Origin of the sequence: Enterobacter sp. ODB01, assembly GCF_001623605.1 — a bacterium.
Lineage (GTDB): Bacteria > Pseudomonadota > Gammaproteobacteria > Enterobacterales > Enterobacteriaceae > Enterobacter > Enterobacter kobei.
This window is the reverse complement of sequence record NZ_CP015227.1, coordinates 2,472,775-2,487,793: the sequence shown is the minus strand read 5'-3', so window position 1 is coordinate 2,487,793 and position 15,019 is coordinate 2,472,775. Positions and strand designations below refer to the sequence as shown.

The following is a 15,019-nucleotide window of genomic DNA, read 5'->3' as shown; positions in this document are numbered from 1 at the left end:
TTATGTCCATGTCCCCAGTACGATGCGACTTCCACCCGGAATATTAATGGTTACGCCATTACCATTAATCACCGTTGTGTTGCCGGAGCCATTGAAAGAAAAATTACCGTTTGTGGCGTAAATCGAGCCGCGAACGGTCACGTTGTTAAACGTCGCGTAGCCAGATTTGTTGATGTGCCAGCCAACGTTCCCGGTTCCGTCCCAGGTTGAAGACTGAATATAGCTGCCGATTTTGGCATTGCTGATGGTACCGTCCTGGATGAACGTATCCCGGATGAAGGTCTGCCCGTTCTGGATCACAAATGGCAGCGTAACTGTACCGCCAGCCTGCGCCATTACAGCGAATCGGTCAGCCACAAACAGTACCTGTGATTGCATGCCGGACGGCGTATTCTGAACACCAATCCCCATCCCTGCTGCATACTGATTACCATTAGAATCAACAGCGACCTTGATGCTGTACATCGCATTCAGGTTGTTATTGATGTCCGCTGATACCTGGCTGTTCTGGATAATAGCCGCAGACTGACCGTTAACCGTGACCTTCAGCGAGTTGATTTGCGTAGCAGACACCTGAGTGAAGTCAGCGAGCGTCTTTGACAAGTCAGTGACATTCGCGGTGTTTCCACCGGTGCTGGAATCCAGTGTGCGCAGCGACTCAGCGACAGCTTTACTTGCATCTGCCATGACATTGTCGACTCGCTCAATACTGGCTTTGTTATCACCATATTGCACGCTCAGAAGGTTACGCTGGTTAACCTGCGCGAGCGTACTGGTGATCAGCGCGATAGCATTGTTCTGAATACCGCCGCTGGCCTTATCAGTTTGTGCACCCAGCTCTTCCAGGCGTGATGCCATTGAGGAATCGAGGTCCGTGACAACCTGGCTAAGGTCAGTGATTGATGCTGTATTCTGAGCACCTACAGCAGCTGCTGAATCAGCTTTGTCAGATGCGGCCTGAGTGGCAGCCGTCAATTGACTTACCGCAGAAGCGCGAGCTTCAGTTTCCGTTGCTAACGCCTGGCGAACATCAGTAATACCCGCTTCATTCTGTGCAGTTTTCGCCTCTAGACGAGTAACATCCGTGACGCGCGCTTCCGTCTCAGTAGCGATCACCTCCCGGAGCTGTTCGAATTTCGCAGAGTTAGCCCCCTGCTGCGCAGTCTGGCGCACAACAACATCAGCAATAGCCAGGGCGTTGCCAATGATTGCTTCTGCTGTCTGCTTATTCGAACCTACTGCTGCAGCCAGACCATCGGCGTTCTCCTTAATCGCATCAGAAAGTTCGGCCAGTTTCTCGCTACTTTCTACGGCACTCTCAATCAGATCCTTGAATACCTCAGAATCTTTAATCTCCTCCAGGATCACATCGGTGATATCGGATACATCGATGCTGGCCTGCCCGCGCACCCATTCTGTGTAACCTGATTCGTTGCCGCTGCGGTCCACCAGCTGAGCGCGGTACCAGAAAATCTGCCCAGCCTTAAGGCCCATCTGCTGATATTTGCGCTGCGGGTAAGGCACATCGGCCAGCAGCATCGCATCGTCTTCGGTACCGGTCAGGCTGTACTGAATTTCCGTCTTCAGCGTGTCGTCGGTATTCGCCGGGAATCCCCAGTTCAGCTCGATACCGAATACCACATTATCGGAAGCGATGAAGCCGACCGGTTTCGGCGGATTGCCCACTTTACCCGTCAGAGTTTTCTCTTCTGAATAGCCCCACCCGGAGGAGATTTCTGCGGCATTGATTGCGCGCACGCGCACCAGGTAGCGCCCTGCATAAATCCCCGGGACGTCGAATGACGTGGTGGAGCTGCGCGGCACGTTAACCCAGTTCCCGTCGTTGCGGCGCCATTGCGCTTCATAGGCGATAGCGTTCTGCGCCTGGTCCCAGCTCACGCGCATTGTTTCGACGCTGATATTTTGCTGAACCACGGAAAACGAGCTGATCACGATATTCGCAGGCGGCGACTGGTTGCCCGGCGGGATCACGCTCACCGGCCGTTGGTCAATGATGGCGCCGGTATCGATACGGGCATATTTATCCGGGTCATGCCACGCACCGGTAATGGAGAAAGTGCCATCATTGTTATCGGAAACGCTGACAACTCGATACTGCTGCGCGTAGAGCTCGTCAGATTCAACCACCCAAACAGCTTCTGCCTGTGGCGTCTCACTGTATGCCGTGGTGACTGTGACTGATTCCCCGTTCACGGCCTGAATGGTCCTGCTCTGCGACGCTCCGGAAGGCAGGTTGAGAATAAGGCGATCACCTGCTGCTGCATCTGCCACGCGGTCAAGTTTGATAACGCGACCGTTAACGGCGCTGATGCGGCCACCCATAACCTTTCCGGAAAGCAGCTCGTCTGCCACGGCGATGATGTAGCCTGGCTGCGGAATGTTTCCGTCCAGCCCAACATCAAACGAAACAACGCGATCCTTGTTGTTGGTTAGAATACCCCAGCGCCCCTTTCGGTTCGCTTCTGACTGCCTGGTGCAGCCGATAGCTGTCATTTCCAGCTGATTGAAGCCGTATCGCGCCACCAGCGCCTGCTCAAATACCGGCTCCATCGCGTCGGCATAAGCGTTACCCGGGTCTGACCATGAAACTAGCGCTGTGGTGTAGCGGCTTTTCGTGGTGCTGCTCGAATATGTGAATCGACCGCCAACAACGTTAGCGCGCGTGTAGCTGTAATCAACATCGCGCGGCATGTCAGCCAGGGCCACAATCTGATCCCCGCCCCAGTAGGTCATGCCACGGAAGATAGCAGCAAAATCGCGCAGGACTGTGTAGGCGTCGTTCCGGTCCTGAATGTACACGTTGCAGGTGTAACGTGGCTCGGTACCGTTGCCTCCTTTGCCGTCTGGTACCATCTGATCACAATACTGGGCAACCTGATAAAGCGTCCATTTATCAATATTCGCAGCGGTCAAACGGTGCCCAAGGCCGAACCGGTCAGAAACAACCAGATCGTAAAAAATCCACGCAGGGTTATCCGTCCATGCCCACTTAAACGCACCGGTCCATGTTCCGCTATAAGTGCGGGTTTCAGGGTCGTAGGTATCTGGAACGCGGATAACGCGGCCGCGCGGTTCGCATGAAATTTGGGGAATAGAGCCGTTGAACTGGCTTGAGTCGAATTCGATGTAGAGCAGCGCGGTGTTCGGGTAACGTAGTTTGGCGTCAATCACCTCGGTGAAGCTCTGCAGCGTCATCGTGTCGCCGATCTTCGCGCTGTTGGCGTCAGAGGTAATCTTACGCAGGCGGATTGTCCAGGTGTTGCCAGCTTGCGGTAAATCGATACGGTGGCTGCGCTCATAACCAGACGTCGTTTTGCCGGTCACGCTGGTATTGAGTACCGTCTGCCATGTGCCGCCGTCCGTCTGCAGGTCAATCGCATAATTGATCGAATAACCCACCAGATCGCCGTCGTCCTCCTGTTTGAAAAGCGAGGGCCATTTCAGACGCAGGCGAACTGCTGAAAGCTGCGTATTGGTAAAGGTGCGCGTCCAGGCTGTAGCGCTTGATACCTCAGTTCCTACGCTGATTTCGTTTTCGGTACCGGGAATACCCTGAATATATTTTTGCGCCTGCGTTCCCGCGCGAAACTCCCACGTCACGCCGCTAAAGTTTTGGGAGCCGTCAGCATTCTCCAGGGCCGTTCCGTCCAGGTAGATATCTTTGCCGGTTAGCTGCCCTGCAAACTCCCCTTCGCCAAGCGCAATGAGGATTTTTGCCTTCGCTACAGATTGCAGATCATCAGGCTGTTCGGTAGGGGTTCGTGAACTGGAGCTGCCGCCCTTGCGGCCCTTTAACACTTTATCTGTAGCCATATTGCGCCCATAAAAAAAAGCCACCCGAAGGTGGCCAGAAAAAAGGTTAGTTATCTACTGCTGATCTTCGACATAAATTCCGGCAGAAATAATCGCTCCGCCGATAAGACGCTTACCATATAGCAGAGGGACCGGGTACCCCTGTGCCGCAGTGTTTGTAACACCACCGAATGCATAGGATGCGCGGTTATCTGCACTTTGTTTGCTGGCTATGCCTGATGGCTGAGGAGAAAGCATCTGTACAACTCCGCCTAGCATCATTGCAGCACCAAATTTATATAAAAATGGTGAGGCTGCAGCCCATGGAGTGAAGCTAAGCACAGCACCAGCGGCCACCAACACAGCACCTAAAACTGTTTGCAGCACACCAGCTTTTTTCCCCCCAATGATTACAGGTACAATTCTGATCACTTCACCTGTAACGGGGAAGCCAAGGTCATCTACTCCTATGTTTTTCTTCCCTTTGAAAACGGCAAAGGTTAGACCACGACTTTTACTACTAATCATATAACTTTCAAAGCCCGGAATGGTTTTAGCGAGGGCCGTTCCAGCTTCAGATACTTTATTGATAAGGCGGTGGTGGATCTTTCCAAAAATTTTACCCGGCTCGCCACTTAGCTCAATTCGCGTCATTACCTCTTGCATCGTACCCTCTATTCTTTAAATGCTTATTAATCCGCTTTATTCGCTCGAATCATAATATTACATTCTTTATTATTTAACTCTCCAGATTGACCGATACTTCGCTGTATTAAACAGTCATTAGCAAGCTTTTTAACCGCTAGCTTTGCATATACATCACCGTTGTCTGAAACTAATCCGGTGATAAACTCATTGTCAGATCTATTATGCTTCTGTTGCGCTTCCATCATCGCAATCATAAATGCGTAATGGTTAACGTAAGTGGCTGCAACTGAATTAGATTTAATTTCTGAGTGGCGATCAAGGTAATCGTTTACAGTTCCTGCAAATAAATTCAGAGATGTTGATAATAATATTATGCTCAAGGCAAGTTTCATGGTTTCGCTCCTTTGTTTTGAGCAAAGGTTAGCACAGGTCCTTATGGCGAAGTACCTTCATCGTTCTCTCTTGCCAGTAGCCTCCATACGGTACGCGTTGGCTCAAGTGTCCGTAAAGGTGGTGCAGCAGCATATTTCCCTCCAGCAGAATTCCCGCATGATTCCACTTATCAGCCTGGACCTGCATGATCACCATATCGCCGGGTTTCGGCGGCCCGTCGAATTCACGGAATCCGCACTCATACCAGCAATCTTGGTAGAAGTTGTCCGGATAGTCGTTTTCCCACCAATGATAATCCACCCGGTAATCGTGGAGCTCAATACCATGCGTTTGCCGGAAATAACTCATTACCAGCCCCCAGCAGTCGAAGTGTCCAAGCACAAACGGACGCTCCAGCAGCGGCAGTTCTCCGCGTGGCTGGATGGTGCGTAAATCCCCCTCCGGCCAGCTCACGATGTGCCACGGCAAAAGCGTTGCATCGCATTGCGCTTTATCCAGTTCGCTCGGTTGAGTCGTGGCATCAGGGTGACTGTGAGCTATGGCGATCACTGTTCCCCAGTCCTCAGCAGCTGCGTAATCCTCTGGCGAGAGGTGGAAATGTTCCGTCGGCTCTGCAGCGAGGTTACGACAAGGGAAATATCGTTCAACACGGCTTTTCTGCACCACCACGCCACAGCACTCGCGAGGATATTCTGCTGCAGCATGCGCCATAATTGCATCAATGGTTTTCTGACGCATATTAACTCCTGATCAAAGACGTGCCCGGGAAACCACCATGCGAAAGCTCGTTATTTTCACCGAACCGAAGTTTGCAGGCCGTCAGCGTGCCGTTGCATTCGTCCAGAGACGGGTCGCTCACCGGGTTGTTGTTTTTATCGAAATAGCGGGTGCCGGCATAGTCGCAGCCGTCGCCGGTGCGATATTTATTCCGGATGCACCAGGTACACAGGGAATGAAGCTGTCGCGTCGGGATCATTTTCCCCTGCAGGTCCATCGGGCTTGAGAGTGTGAACTCAACAACTTCATTACTTTCACTACTCTTTGAATCGATGTAGAAAATCTTCAATTTTTCCTGCGTGGGATCGGCTGTCGCATTGCCATCCGCGAAGTTTTTTGCATCAAGATATTTGCCTAACGTGTCATGGATAGTCACCTTCGCCTGCAGCATATCGTCATAGGCAAGACAAAGAGCTGTGATGGAGCTATCAAGGTTTGCTACCGATAATTTTGGTTGCGCGCTGCTCCCGCTAGTAGAAGCTTCGATCCCCTCAATCTGACATGGCCATGCATTGTATTCCTCCCCCTGCCACCAAATTGATTTAGCTGGAAGCTTATCTTCATCACCCCCGGCCGCGACAATTTCAGCTTCAGTATGTGCCAGACTGTAGCTGTGAAACCGCAGAACCTCGCCTGTTCCAAAGGCCGTTCCATCGACCTCGTAAAGCCTGACCTCATCGCCAGGCTCAAGCTTCTGATAATCTTCATTTAGACTCATGGTTTGAATGCCTGTTGGAAAGTTGCGGAAAGGGAGTAGTTCTCACCTCCCATCGGAGTGGGCTTATACTCGGCACAACGATATAACCCAAGCGGCTCAAGCGGAGGTTTCCACTGGAATGATTTTGTTCCTCCATGCCTGTCAAGAAAGGTTTTGATCGCCTGAACGTATTCTTCAGTCCCAACAAAATTCAGTTCCCACTGCTGGCTGCGAGGATTGAGGCCATCGCCGGAGATCTGCTCGTAGCCATCCCCAAACTTGGCGCTTCTCGTCCTGAATGAGACGGTTTGTGTCGGACTGACTCTGGGGCTCCAGGTAAAAGTTTCGATAGCCATGTTTATCGGGTTCCTTTCATTGCGTTCCAGATATCACCACCAGGTCGGATATCACGCATGACATTCTGCTTGTATCGCTGATCGACGTAACGGCCTACATCGGTACCGAATTGTTCCAGACCTGCAGGTGCCTGTGTCGATGTGTTACCGTTTGAATCGATGCTTATATAAACCTTCGGTGCCGTGTCACCTCCCGCTGCACCACTATTTACAGCACGCACGCCAAGTGAACCATCAGCTGCGCGGGTCAAAGGCATAATCGCTTCTGGTCCCGCCTCCCCCATTACCCCAGCCCCTTTCGCGAATGCGAAAAACGTAGGGTTATCTACGACCTGACCGCTGTAAGCGCTCAAATCTGAGGAGGAATAAACGCCTCCTTTAGCGTTGAACTGGAAGTTACTGCCATAGTCGGCAATGGCTGTTCCTGAACTGGCCGCCGCACCGCCTCCAACAGCTCCAAACACACTCGAACCTACGCTCATGATTGAGCTCAGAATCGTATTAGTTAGCAACGCCTGGGCTGCCATGTCGACGAGGTTTTGAATTATCGACTGAGTAAGCGTGGAGAAGAGGTTGATCATGCCCTCTTTAAAGGTCTGCGTTTTAGTCAACAGCCCCGTCAGAACATTAGTGGTACGCTCCCGGGTAGCATCCACCAGACCGATCGCCAGATTATTGAAGTCACTCTGTGAGCGATATAATTCCAGCGCGGTCTGATACTGAGCATCAGCAGAATCTTTACTACTCTTCTGCATCAGCATTTCGTACTGCTGCTTACTTACTGCTCCATTGCGATAATAGGTCTCGATCAAGCTTTGCTGCTGTACGAGTTGATTTCTTTGCTGGGCTAGCGGGTCAACGTCCCCGGCAAGCTCAAGCCGTGGCGCTGATAGAGCATTAGCCTGGGCCTGTAGGATTTGTCGGGATGTTTCCTGTGAAAGTGTGACACGCGCAGCCATGTACTCTTTTTCAGTAAGCAAGCGTGCATCAAAGAGAGACTTCAGCTCCTGACTTGCTTCCTTTTCCTGATTGATTGCCGAGCGCGCGGGTGAGTACTGCTCAGCAAGTTCTGCGCGTTGCTTCTGGTAATTCTCAGCATTCATCAGCAGCGTGCGCTGCAGGTCCTGCTCAGTGGCTCCATTTTTACGGGCAGCTGCGATCAGTTTTTCCTGGCTGGCTTTTTCCTGAAGATCAATTTTCCCAAGGCTGGTTGCATGAGCTTCTTCTATCTCCCTGCGCAACTGAAGGTACTGATTAACCGTTCCCTTCTTGGCCTTTTGAGTATCCTCACCGGTCCACGGAGTAGTGACACCCTCACCGGCCTTTGCCGTCTCCGCAGAAATAGTTTTGATATCACTTGCAAGCGATTTGGCTTGATCTGCAATCCCTGTCTGGACCAAAAATCGCGCCTTGCTGACGTTCTCGAGATTAGACTGCGTAGTTTCTAACCCCTTATTCACAGATTCGAGATCAGCTTCAGCTCGTTTTTTACTGTCTTCTACGCCTTTTTTCTGTCGGAATGGGTCAAAACCACCGAGACTATCAAGCCTGCTGTCTGCGTCCTGAATCTCCTTGATCAGCTGGTTGCGCTGGGTGACCTGATTTTCATACTGGTCTTGCAGGTCAATCTGCTTAACGGCCAGTTGTTTATCAGACATCTGCATCAGCGCAGCAGTAGTCTCAATAACAGCATCCTTGAGGTTAATTGCTGACTGCCGGGCATCCTTCGCCTGCTGATGAAAATACAGTAGCGCCGAACCCGCCAGCATTGCTGCGCCGAACGGTCCACCAACCAGTGCTAAAGCCCCGCGAGCAAGTCCAACGGCAACCGAGGCAGCCCGAGCAGATACTGAGACCTGGCGATTTGCTGCAGCCAGCTGCATTTTCGCTCGGGTTGCCAGATTCGTTTGCTCGGTTTCTTCTCGAATTAACCGGTTAAACTCCCCCTGGTAATTAACGTTCAGGCCTTGTTGCCTGGCGGTCTTCTCCATCTGGCGGTAGTACCCAAACTCGGCATCATTGCGCTTAAGTGTGGCGGCAGTTGCTTCAAGCGTTTTGCGTGCACCGTCAGCCTGGGCCGCAGCCGCAGCTCTTACAGCTGCCTGATTTTGTTGCCAGGCGCTTACGTTTTCACGAAGACCTGCAGTTAGTTTTGTCGAGAGAACGGGGATCAATGTGTACAAAGCTACGCTTGCAACAGCATTGAAATTATCTGTGAGCAGGTTTATTCCATCGGTTACTGACTGAATGCCTGAGCGCAGGGGGCCAGTACTGCTTTGACCAATCTTAATGATCATGCCTTCAAACGCACTGGTCAGTCCCATGATGTCGCCATTCAGGTTATTTACGCGAATAGCGGCCTGCTCATGCGCAGTCTGGGTGCCGGTGAGGGCCTGGGTTAATGCATCAAGTTTGCTGCGGTTGTCCACCAGCACGGAGGCCGCATTGATATTCTCAACCCCGAAAAGCTTTACAGCCTGTGCGGTAGAAAGATTTTTCTTCGACAGGTTTTCAAGCGCGCCACTGAGACCTACGACTGAAGGTTTCAGTGTTTTGTCAGTGCCTTTCTCAAGGGACAGGATCACGTTTCTTAACGCGGTACCAGCTTCACCGCCTTTGATTTCACGCTCTGCAAGAACCTGAATCGCTGCGTTCAGCGTTTCAAAGCCGACTCCTGCCTGTGCAGCGGCCACACCGCCATTTTTGATGGCTGCGGCTGTATCTGCGATTTCGGATGCCCCGAACTTGGCGCCAGCTGCCAGCACGTTGATATAACGGTCAGCTTCCTGAGCCCCTGCTCCGAACTGATTAAGTGAAAGGGCGAGAGTACGGGTTGCGTCAGGCAAAGTTGAGCCTGCGGCCTGAGCAAGCGTAAGCGCGCTCTTTGTCGCCGCAGTAAGCCCGCCTGCGGTCTGAAGAAGTTCAGGCTTAGCGGACGCCATCAACTTCAGAGCTTCCACAGCCTGGCTCGCACTGTATTCAGTGCTGCGCCCCATTTCCTGAGCCGCTTCATCGAGCGTCTTTAACTGAGTTCCCGTCGCACCAGTGATGGCTGACAGATCGGACAGAGCCTGCCCGTATTCCCGGGTTGTCGTGATGATTGCGCCAAGAGACAAACCGGCACCAGCAAAACCTGCCAGACGACCAGCAACACCGGTAATGGTTTTACCCATCCTGGCATAGGCTTCGTCTGTCTTTTTAGCATCTTCTTGCGCGTTACGGTTGAAACGCTTTGAGGAGTTCTCAGCATCGCCGTATGCGCCCATCAGCTGAGATTTAAAATTGGCTGCGTTGAGATGCAGCCCGACGGCAAGGGAGGCAACGTCAGCCATTACATTAATGCTCTCATAACGGCCGCACACTGATCGTCAACATTACTGACTGCAGCGGGAGGCGGGGTTTCAGGGGGTGGCCCACTCTCCTCGCCTGGACGGCTAATAGCACCGGTACGCAGGAAATACGCGCGCCAGTGGTAGAGAGTTTCTACCGGGAGTGAAGCTATCTTTGACGGATCGGGCTCGCCCCAGCGGTCAGCCAGCCAGAAAATCAGCTCAAGCCAGGGCGAGTTGGTTAGTTTTTTTCCGCATCCTCAAGCTTGCCCAGAGCATGCTTTTTAACGGTGGCAATTGCGTCCAGCAGCGCCACGTTGTCGTGCGCTTGCAGCAGCTCTGCTGCAGTTGGTTTGTCTTCAGTTGCGATAAGGCTGCCGTCAGGCTGAACGAGGCAGTCGACAATCAGCTGTACGCTGAGCTCTGAAGCTTTGCGGGCATCTTCAGCGATCTGACTGTCACGCAGCGCTTCTTCATGATCGATAAGTTCGCCAGCAGTCATTCGGCGAAGATGAACGGTGGTCCCAAAAATTTCTGTGGTAACAACGGCGCTTTTAGGCTTCAGAAGAGCTGATTTCAGTGCAGAAACATCGATAGTAGACATAGTTTTTCCTGAGAGTTAGATAATAAAAAGCCGCCAGAAGGCGGCCAATAAAAATTTTGGTAATCAGCTGCCCGCTGCAGTACCCCAGGTGATGTTGTTCTGTTTTCCCTGAACGGTAATCTGAATGACTTCACTTGCCGGGGCGGTGATTTCATTCATCTGCCAGCCGGACAGCGCCAGGATCATATTCGCTGTTCGTCCGTTTGGCAGTTCAACGTAAAACTGTACGGTTTCTCGGTTTTCTGCTGCGTTGAGGAAATCGGCAAAGTCCTGATTGGCTGGATCGTCGATAAAGCCCAGCGATTTTTCCGGGCCTTCAGGCAGGTCAGAAATAAACTGTTTGCTGGTATCAATCAGCGTAGTGCAGTCTACAAAGCTGCCCGTCTGACCTGTAGCACCCAGTGCTTTACAGTTGATGAGGGGTTTCATTGTTGCTACGTCGCTGCCCGCGGCGCCCCACATAACGACGGTGCCAGCAGGCAGCATCGCGTACTCTGGCGAAGTTTTGTCAGCCATAATTTCTCTCTCTTTGAAGGTGGCAGCGAGCGCTACCGATGGTTTTCAATGCGGTCGCGTATTTCTATCGCAAGGATGCGTAGAACTTTCGCTTTCTGATAATCCAGCGCTGGACGAATGAAGGGGTTGGCGACCTGCTTAACGGTCCCCATCTCCTGCGCCAGCGCTTTGATGAAGTGTTTTTTGCTCGGGCCAACACGAAGATAAACAACCGCATTGCCTTTAGCTTTCGAAGAAGATGAGCGGATTTTTATTGAATCGCGCATGTGCTCATCTTTTGCTGATTCGTCATAACCAGCATGCGCTTTCATATCCTCAAGAACAGGCTCAAGAGCCGCTTTCCCGGCATCCCGCAAAACCTGCGTACCAACCTTTTCACCAAGGGCAAGGAGTTGACGTTCGAGTTCATGAAGCCCTTTCACCTCCATGCGGATCATGATTACTCCTCATAAAAATAAAGTACGTAATCGCGGATGAGCCTGTACTGAACTTGGTTGCTGGTAAGGGTCACCTTGTCCTGCAGAATATTTCCACGCTGAACATATTGAACCGGATAACCTTCAAGCTCTCCGTGGATAATGCCTTTCCAGTGAGTCCAGATAGCTTTATCCAGTTTTACCAGCCCGGTGTAATCACCCACTTTGTACATAGAGATTTGAAAGCGGCCAGCTATCAGTCCTGTGCGCACCATGCCGTTTTCGATATCCGGATCTGAAATCAGCTGAAAAGTAATGCCGTTTTGCTCGTTGTCTGGCAGCAGGAGAGGATAAACAGCCATTCCGGACAGACGTTCAAGCGAAGTTTTAATTGCCTGTTCTATCATGTCGTATATCCCTTTCAGCCGTAATTACACATCGATCAGGATTGCTACGGTCAACAGCGCGTACGGTGAAGACCTCTTCATTCCACGTTATTTTCCAGTCAGCCTGAATGTCTGGACGAACCCGGATCGTGAATAGCCAGGTTTCAACTACTTGCTGCTGGTCGATTGTGCGGATTTTTCGATTGGATACGTTTTCAGCCTTTGCCCATACAGTCGCAACCACCACCGCGATTGACGGGAGAGGTTCGCCAAGCGGCCCTCGCTGAATTTCCAGTTTCTCTAATCTGATGCGTTTGTTAAGCTCGCCAGCACGTAAAGAACTCATAGGCCATAAATCCTGTAAGGCTGAAGAAGAGCTTCTACGGCGAAGGGAACCTGAGCCACTGTCTCACCGATAACCACAGATTCACGATTCGCGTACCAGTGACCTATCAGCAGTAACATGGCCGCTTTAACATCATCATTCAGTAGAATCGGGTCCGGGTCGTCTGCGTAGCCAGGGGAACTTTGATTTTCATAGAGCGTTCGCCTTGTCCATGTCTGGACGTAACGCGCAGCCGCACCGGTGTATAAAGTCAGCAGGGCATCGTCTCCGGAAAAATCGGTATCAATGCGGCAGTGCTGTTTCACCACATCAAGATCGACCATTATTTTTTCGCCTTCTTTTCCACTTTTACTTCCGGCTGTTCCTGCTGCTGTTCCTGCTGCTGTTCCTGCTGCTGTTCCTGCTGCTGTTCCTGCTGCTGTTCCTGCTGCTGTTCCTGCTGCTGTTCCTGCTGCTGTTCCTGCTGCTGTTCCTGCTCTGCAGGATTATCTGATTCATCGAGCATCGCATAACCTTTTTTAATGAGTTCACGCCCGTGCTGTTCCAGAGTTTCCAGCGGAAGCCCTTCAGTAACGACGGTACCGCCGAAATAAATCGGTTTGAGTGCAATCAGTTTCATTTTCCCACCTGTAAAAGCGGCCCGAAGGCCGCAGTGTTTATTAGCTACCGGAACCGGTGCTGAATGAACCGTACACGAACGCCTCAGGGCGTTTCACAGCCAGCGCCAGACGTTCTTCGCAGCGAATGGAGATCATGTTTTTCTCGAAGTCGTCGGCGTTTTCGGTGGAGATAACCACGTTGGCATCTTCACGATCGAACAGTTGAGCTGCGGCATTGAATGCGCCTGTCAGGAATTTGCCCTGGAAAGCTGCTGCCTCAGTTGCTACCACCGGAAGCCCCCAAAGCGTAGGGCCAGTCAGAGATGCCGGGTTAGCCAGGATATAGCGGCCCAGACTGTCTTTCGTGAGCTCAATTTTCGCCCAGTCGATGAAGTGCAGAACGTGGCCAGATGCAGGGAAACGAGCCAGTTGAGCCTGAAGCATTGCCAGGCGCAGATCATCAATCCCGTTCTGGCTCTCAACATAAAATGCCGGGTCGAATGCTGAGGCCTGAGGAACGATGCCGTGCAGGTGCACACCAGTTCCGTCGCCGAACAAGATTTCCTGTTCCTCAACATATTTCAGGCCGTAACGCATCTCAGCGTCAACCGTAGACTGGAGTTGAGCGAAATCGTCAAGGATCTGCTTGGATGCCTTAAACATGTGCGCGATGGTTGTCACCGGCGTGATTTTAGTCGCGAATTCAATATTGCTGTAAGGTTTGGCAGTCCCCTCTGCAACGACTTTCGCTGCATTGGTAAAGCCCGTTTGCTGCACCCAGAAAATAGCCGGTGAAGATGTGCGTCCAGGCGCAATCAGATCACGAATGAAGAGACGCTGTTTTGGTGCAGTGTCGATGCCAGGCAGTCGCTGTGGTTCAACCACGCCATCTGCAACATCTGTAGAAAGCAAGGCCGCGTGAACTGGGACGCTTACGCGCTTATTGCCTTCAACGCTCGCGGCAAAGGCCTTCAACGCCTCGCTATTAATCACCACCTGTCCAACAGTTTCGGTAACTTTAGCAGCGTTGTTCAATGGCATTTGGGCAACATGCTGTTCCAGCTCACCAAGGCTGGCCTTAAGGGTTTTTTCAGCTTCCTTAAGAGCATTGAGCTCTGTCGCCATTTTATCTACAACATCTTTGGTCTGAGCTGAGAGCTGACCATTCTTTTTCGCTTCGGTCAGTGCCTCTTCTGCTTTCGCGTTGAATTTGCTGGTTGCATCTTCAATGCTGGCAGTGACTTTTTTCAGAATTTCGTTTACTTCAGACATAAAGGGTCCTTATTTGACTAACGCCGCAAGAGCGCTTTCAAGTGAATTGAGGGTTTCAGGTTTGATATCTTCGGCAGCGCCCGGCGTACCGTCGTTGGTGGTGACAGCGCCAGGCATGCCACCGGATAAGGCTTTAATGAGTTTTCTGCGCTCAGAGCGCGGGGTGTTGGTTTTAGCCAGCAGCGCATCAAGTTTTCGAAGCGCGGCCGCGGGTGATTCATCGCCATCGCTGACCGCATCAGCAGAAAGAAGGCTGTCTGCCAGTCCCTTCGCCACAGCGTCACTGCCACCGATATAACTCTCGGCATCCATCAGTTTCTGAACAGCTGCCATATCAAGGCCGGAACGCGCCGCGTAGATGTCTGCCATAGCGTTATCGAATGGCTCCAGAGACTGTGCCAGTTCCGCAAAGTCATGGCGGTTACCCATCGCGTAGACCCAGCAGTTGTGGATCATCAGGAAGGCACCACGACCGATCTGAATATCATCCCCGGCCATCGCAATGACTGAGGCGGCGCTGGCGGCAATGCCCAGCACCTTCACCGTTACACGGCCTTCGTATTCGCGGAGCAGGTTATAAATAGCCAGCCCCTCGAACATGTCGCCGCCCGGCGAGTTGATATTCACCGTGACGTCGGCACCGTTCATTGCCCGAAGCGCACCGGCAATACGTTTAGCTGTTACCCCTTCGCCCCAGTAGTCCTGCCCGATAACATCAAAAACAGAAATGCTGTTATCGTCGGTGGCCGCCGCTTTGATTCCGCCGTCCCAGCGGTCCAGTGCGGACGGTAATGTTTCACAGGTAACGCGCGCGCAGGGGCGACCCGCCGGTGCTACCGGAAGTTGTTTTTTGCTCATCAGGAAAGT

16 protein-coding genes are annotated in these 15,019 nt (G+C 52.0%); all 16 read right to left on the bottom strand.

Annotated elements, in window-relative coordinates; translation table 11 throughout:
• Complete coding sequence (locus A4308_RS11840) at nucleotides 1-3,834, bottom strand: phage tail protein (RefSeq protein ID WP_063308535.1); 3,834 nt, start codon at nucleotides 3,832-3,834, stop codon at nucleotides 1-3.
• Nucleotides 3,835-3,888: 54 nt separating this feature from the next.
• Nucleotides 3,889-4,479: a tail assembly protein gene (locus tag A4308_RS11835; RefSeq protein WP_032610598.1), complete on the bottom strand. Its 591-nt coding sequence runs from the start codon at nucleotides 4,477-4,479 to the stop codon at nucleotides 3,889-3,891.
• Nucleotides 4,480-4,505: 26 nt separating this feature from the next.
• A complete protein-coding gene (locus A4308_RS11830; RefSeq protein WP_032610599.1) occupies nucleotides 4,506-4,853 on the bottom strand; it encodes a hypothetical protein in 348 nt (115 codons plus the stop codon).
• Between the two features lie 28 nt (nucleotides 4,854-4,881).
• Entirely contained in the window at nucleotides 4,882-5,592 is a 711-nt protein-coding gene (locus tag A4308_RS11825; protein WP_032610600.1) for a C40 family peptidase, read from the bottom strand.
• Nucleotide 5,593: 1 nt separating this feature from the next.
• Entirely contained in the window at nucleotides 5,594-6,349 is a 756-nt protein-coding gene (locus tag A4308_RS11820; RefSeq protein ID WP_032610602.1) for a phage minor tail protein L, read from the bottom strand.
• Nucleotides 6,346-6,684, bottom strand: a complete 339-nt coding sequence (locus tag A4308_RS11815; RefSeq protein WP_032610603.1) for a phage tail protein — start codon at nucleotides 6,682-6,684, stop codon at nucleotides 6,346-6,348. The genes A4308_RS11820 and A4308_RS11815 overlap by 4 nt, the downstream gene beginning before the upstream one ends.
• 2 nt (nucleotides 6,685-6,686) lie before the next feature.
• Nucleotides 6,687-10,016 carry a phage tail tape measure protein gene (locus A4308_RS11810; RefSeq protein ID WP_032665842.1) on the bottom strand — a complete coding sequence of 1,110 codons (3,330 nt, stop codon included), beginning with the start codon at nucleotides 10,014-10,016 and terminating at the stop codon, nucleotides 6,687-6,689.
• 238 nt (nucleotides 10,017-10,254) lie between these two features.
• A complete protein-coding gene (locus A4308_RS11805) occupies nucleotides 10,255-10,617 on the bottom strand; it encodes a phage tail protein (protein ID WP_032665840.1) in 363 nt (120 codons plus the stop codon).
• Between the two features lie 63 nt (nucleotides 10,618-10,680).
• Complete coding sequence (locus A4308_RS11800) at nucleotides 10,681-11,133, bottom strand: major tail shaft subunit (RefSeq protein WP_032104401.1); 453 nt, start codon at nucleotides 11,131-11,133, stop codon at nucleotides 10,681-10,683.
• A gap of 32 nt (nucleotides 11,134-11,165) precedes the next feature.
• Nucleotides 11,166-11,570: an HK97-gp10 family putative phage morphogenesis protein gene (locus A4308_RS11795; RefSeq protein WP_032665838.1), complete on the bottom strand. Its 405-nt coding sequence runs from the start codon at nucleotides 11,568-11,570 to the stop codon at nucleotides 11,166-11,168.
• Nucleotides 11,571-11,572: 2 nt separating this feature from the next.
• Nucleotides 11,573-11,956, bottom strand: a complete 384-nt coding sequence (locus tag A4308_RS11790; protein ID WP_032665836.1) for a hypothetical protein — start codon at nucleotides 11,954-11,956, stop codon at nucleotides 11,573-11,575.
• Complete coding sequence (locus A4308_RS11785) at nucleotides 11,937-12,281, bottom strand: phage head closure protein (RefSeq protein WP_032665834.1); 345 nt, start codon at nucleotides 12,279-12,281, stop codon at nucleotides 11,937-11,939. Before A4308_RS11785 ends, A4308_RS11790 begins: the two co-directional genes overlap by 20 nt.
• On the bottom strand, nucleotides 12,278-12,604 hold the full coding sequence (locus A4308_RS11780; protein ID WP_059362068.1) for a head-tail connector protein: 327 nt from the start codon (nucleotides 12,602-12,604) through the stop codon (nucleotides 12,278-12,280). Before A4308_RS11780 ends, A4308_RS11785 begins: the two co-directional genes overlap by 4 nt.
• Nucleotides 12,604-12,900 (bottom strand): DUF7210 family protein, encoded by a 297-nt coding sequence (locus A4308_RS22420; RefSeq protein ID WP_063308534.1) that lies wholly within the window; start codon nucleotides 12,898-12,900, stop codon nucleotides 12,604-12,606. The genes A4308_RS11780 and A4308_RS22420 overlap by 1 nt, the downstream gene beginning before the upstream one ends.
• Before the next feature lie 40 nt (nucleotides 12,901-12,940).
• The gene (locus A4308_RS11770; RefSeq protein WP_063308533.1) at nucleotides 12,941-14,152 is read right to left on the bottom strand and encodes a phage major capsid protein; all 1,212 of its coding nucleotides are present in this window, start codon (nucleotides 14,150-14,152) and stop codon (nucleotides 12,941-12,943) included.
• Nucleotides 14,153-14,161: 9 nt separating this feature from the next.
• On the bottom strand, nucleotides 14,162-15,010 hold the full coding sequence (locus A4308_RS11765; protein ID WP_047717738.1) for a head maturation protease, ClpP-related: 849 nt from the start codon (nucleotides 15,008-15,010) through the stop codon (nucleotides 14,162-14,164).
• Nucleotides 15,011-15,019: the final 9 nt, after the last annotated feature.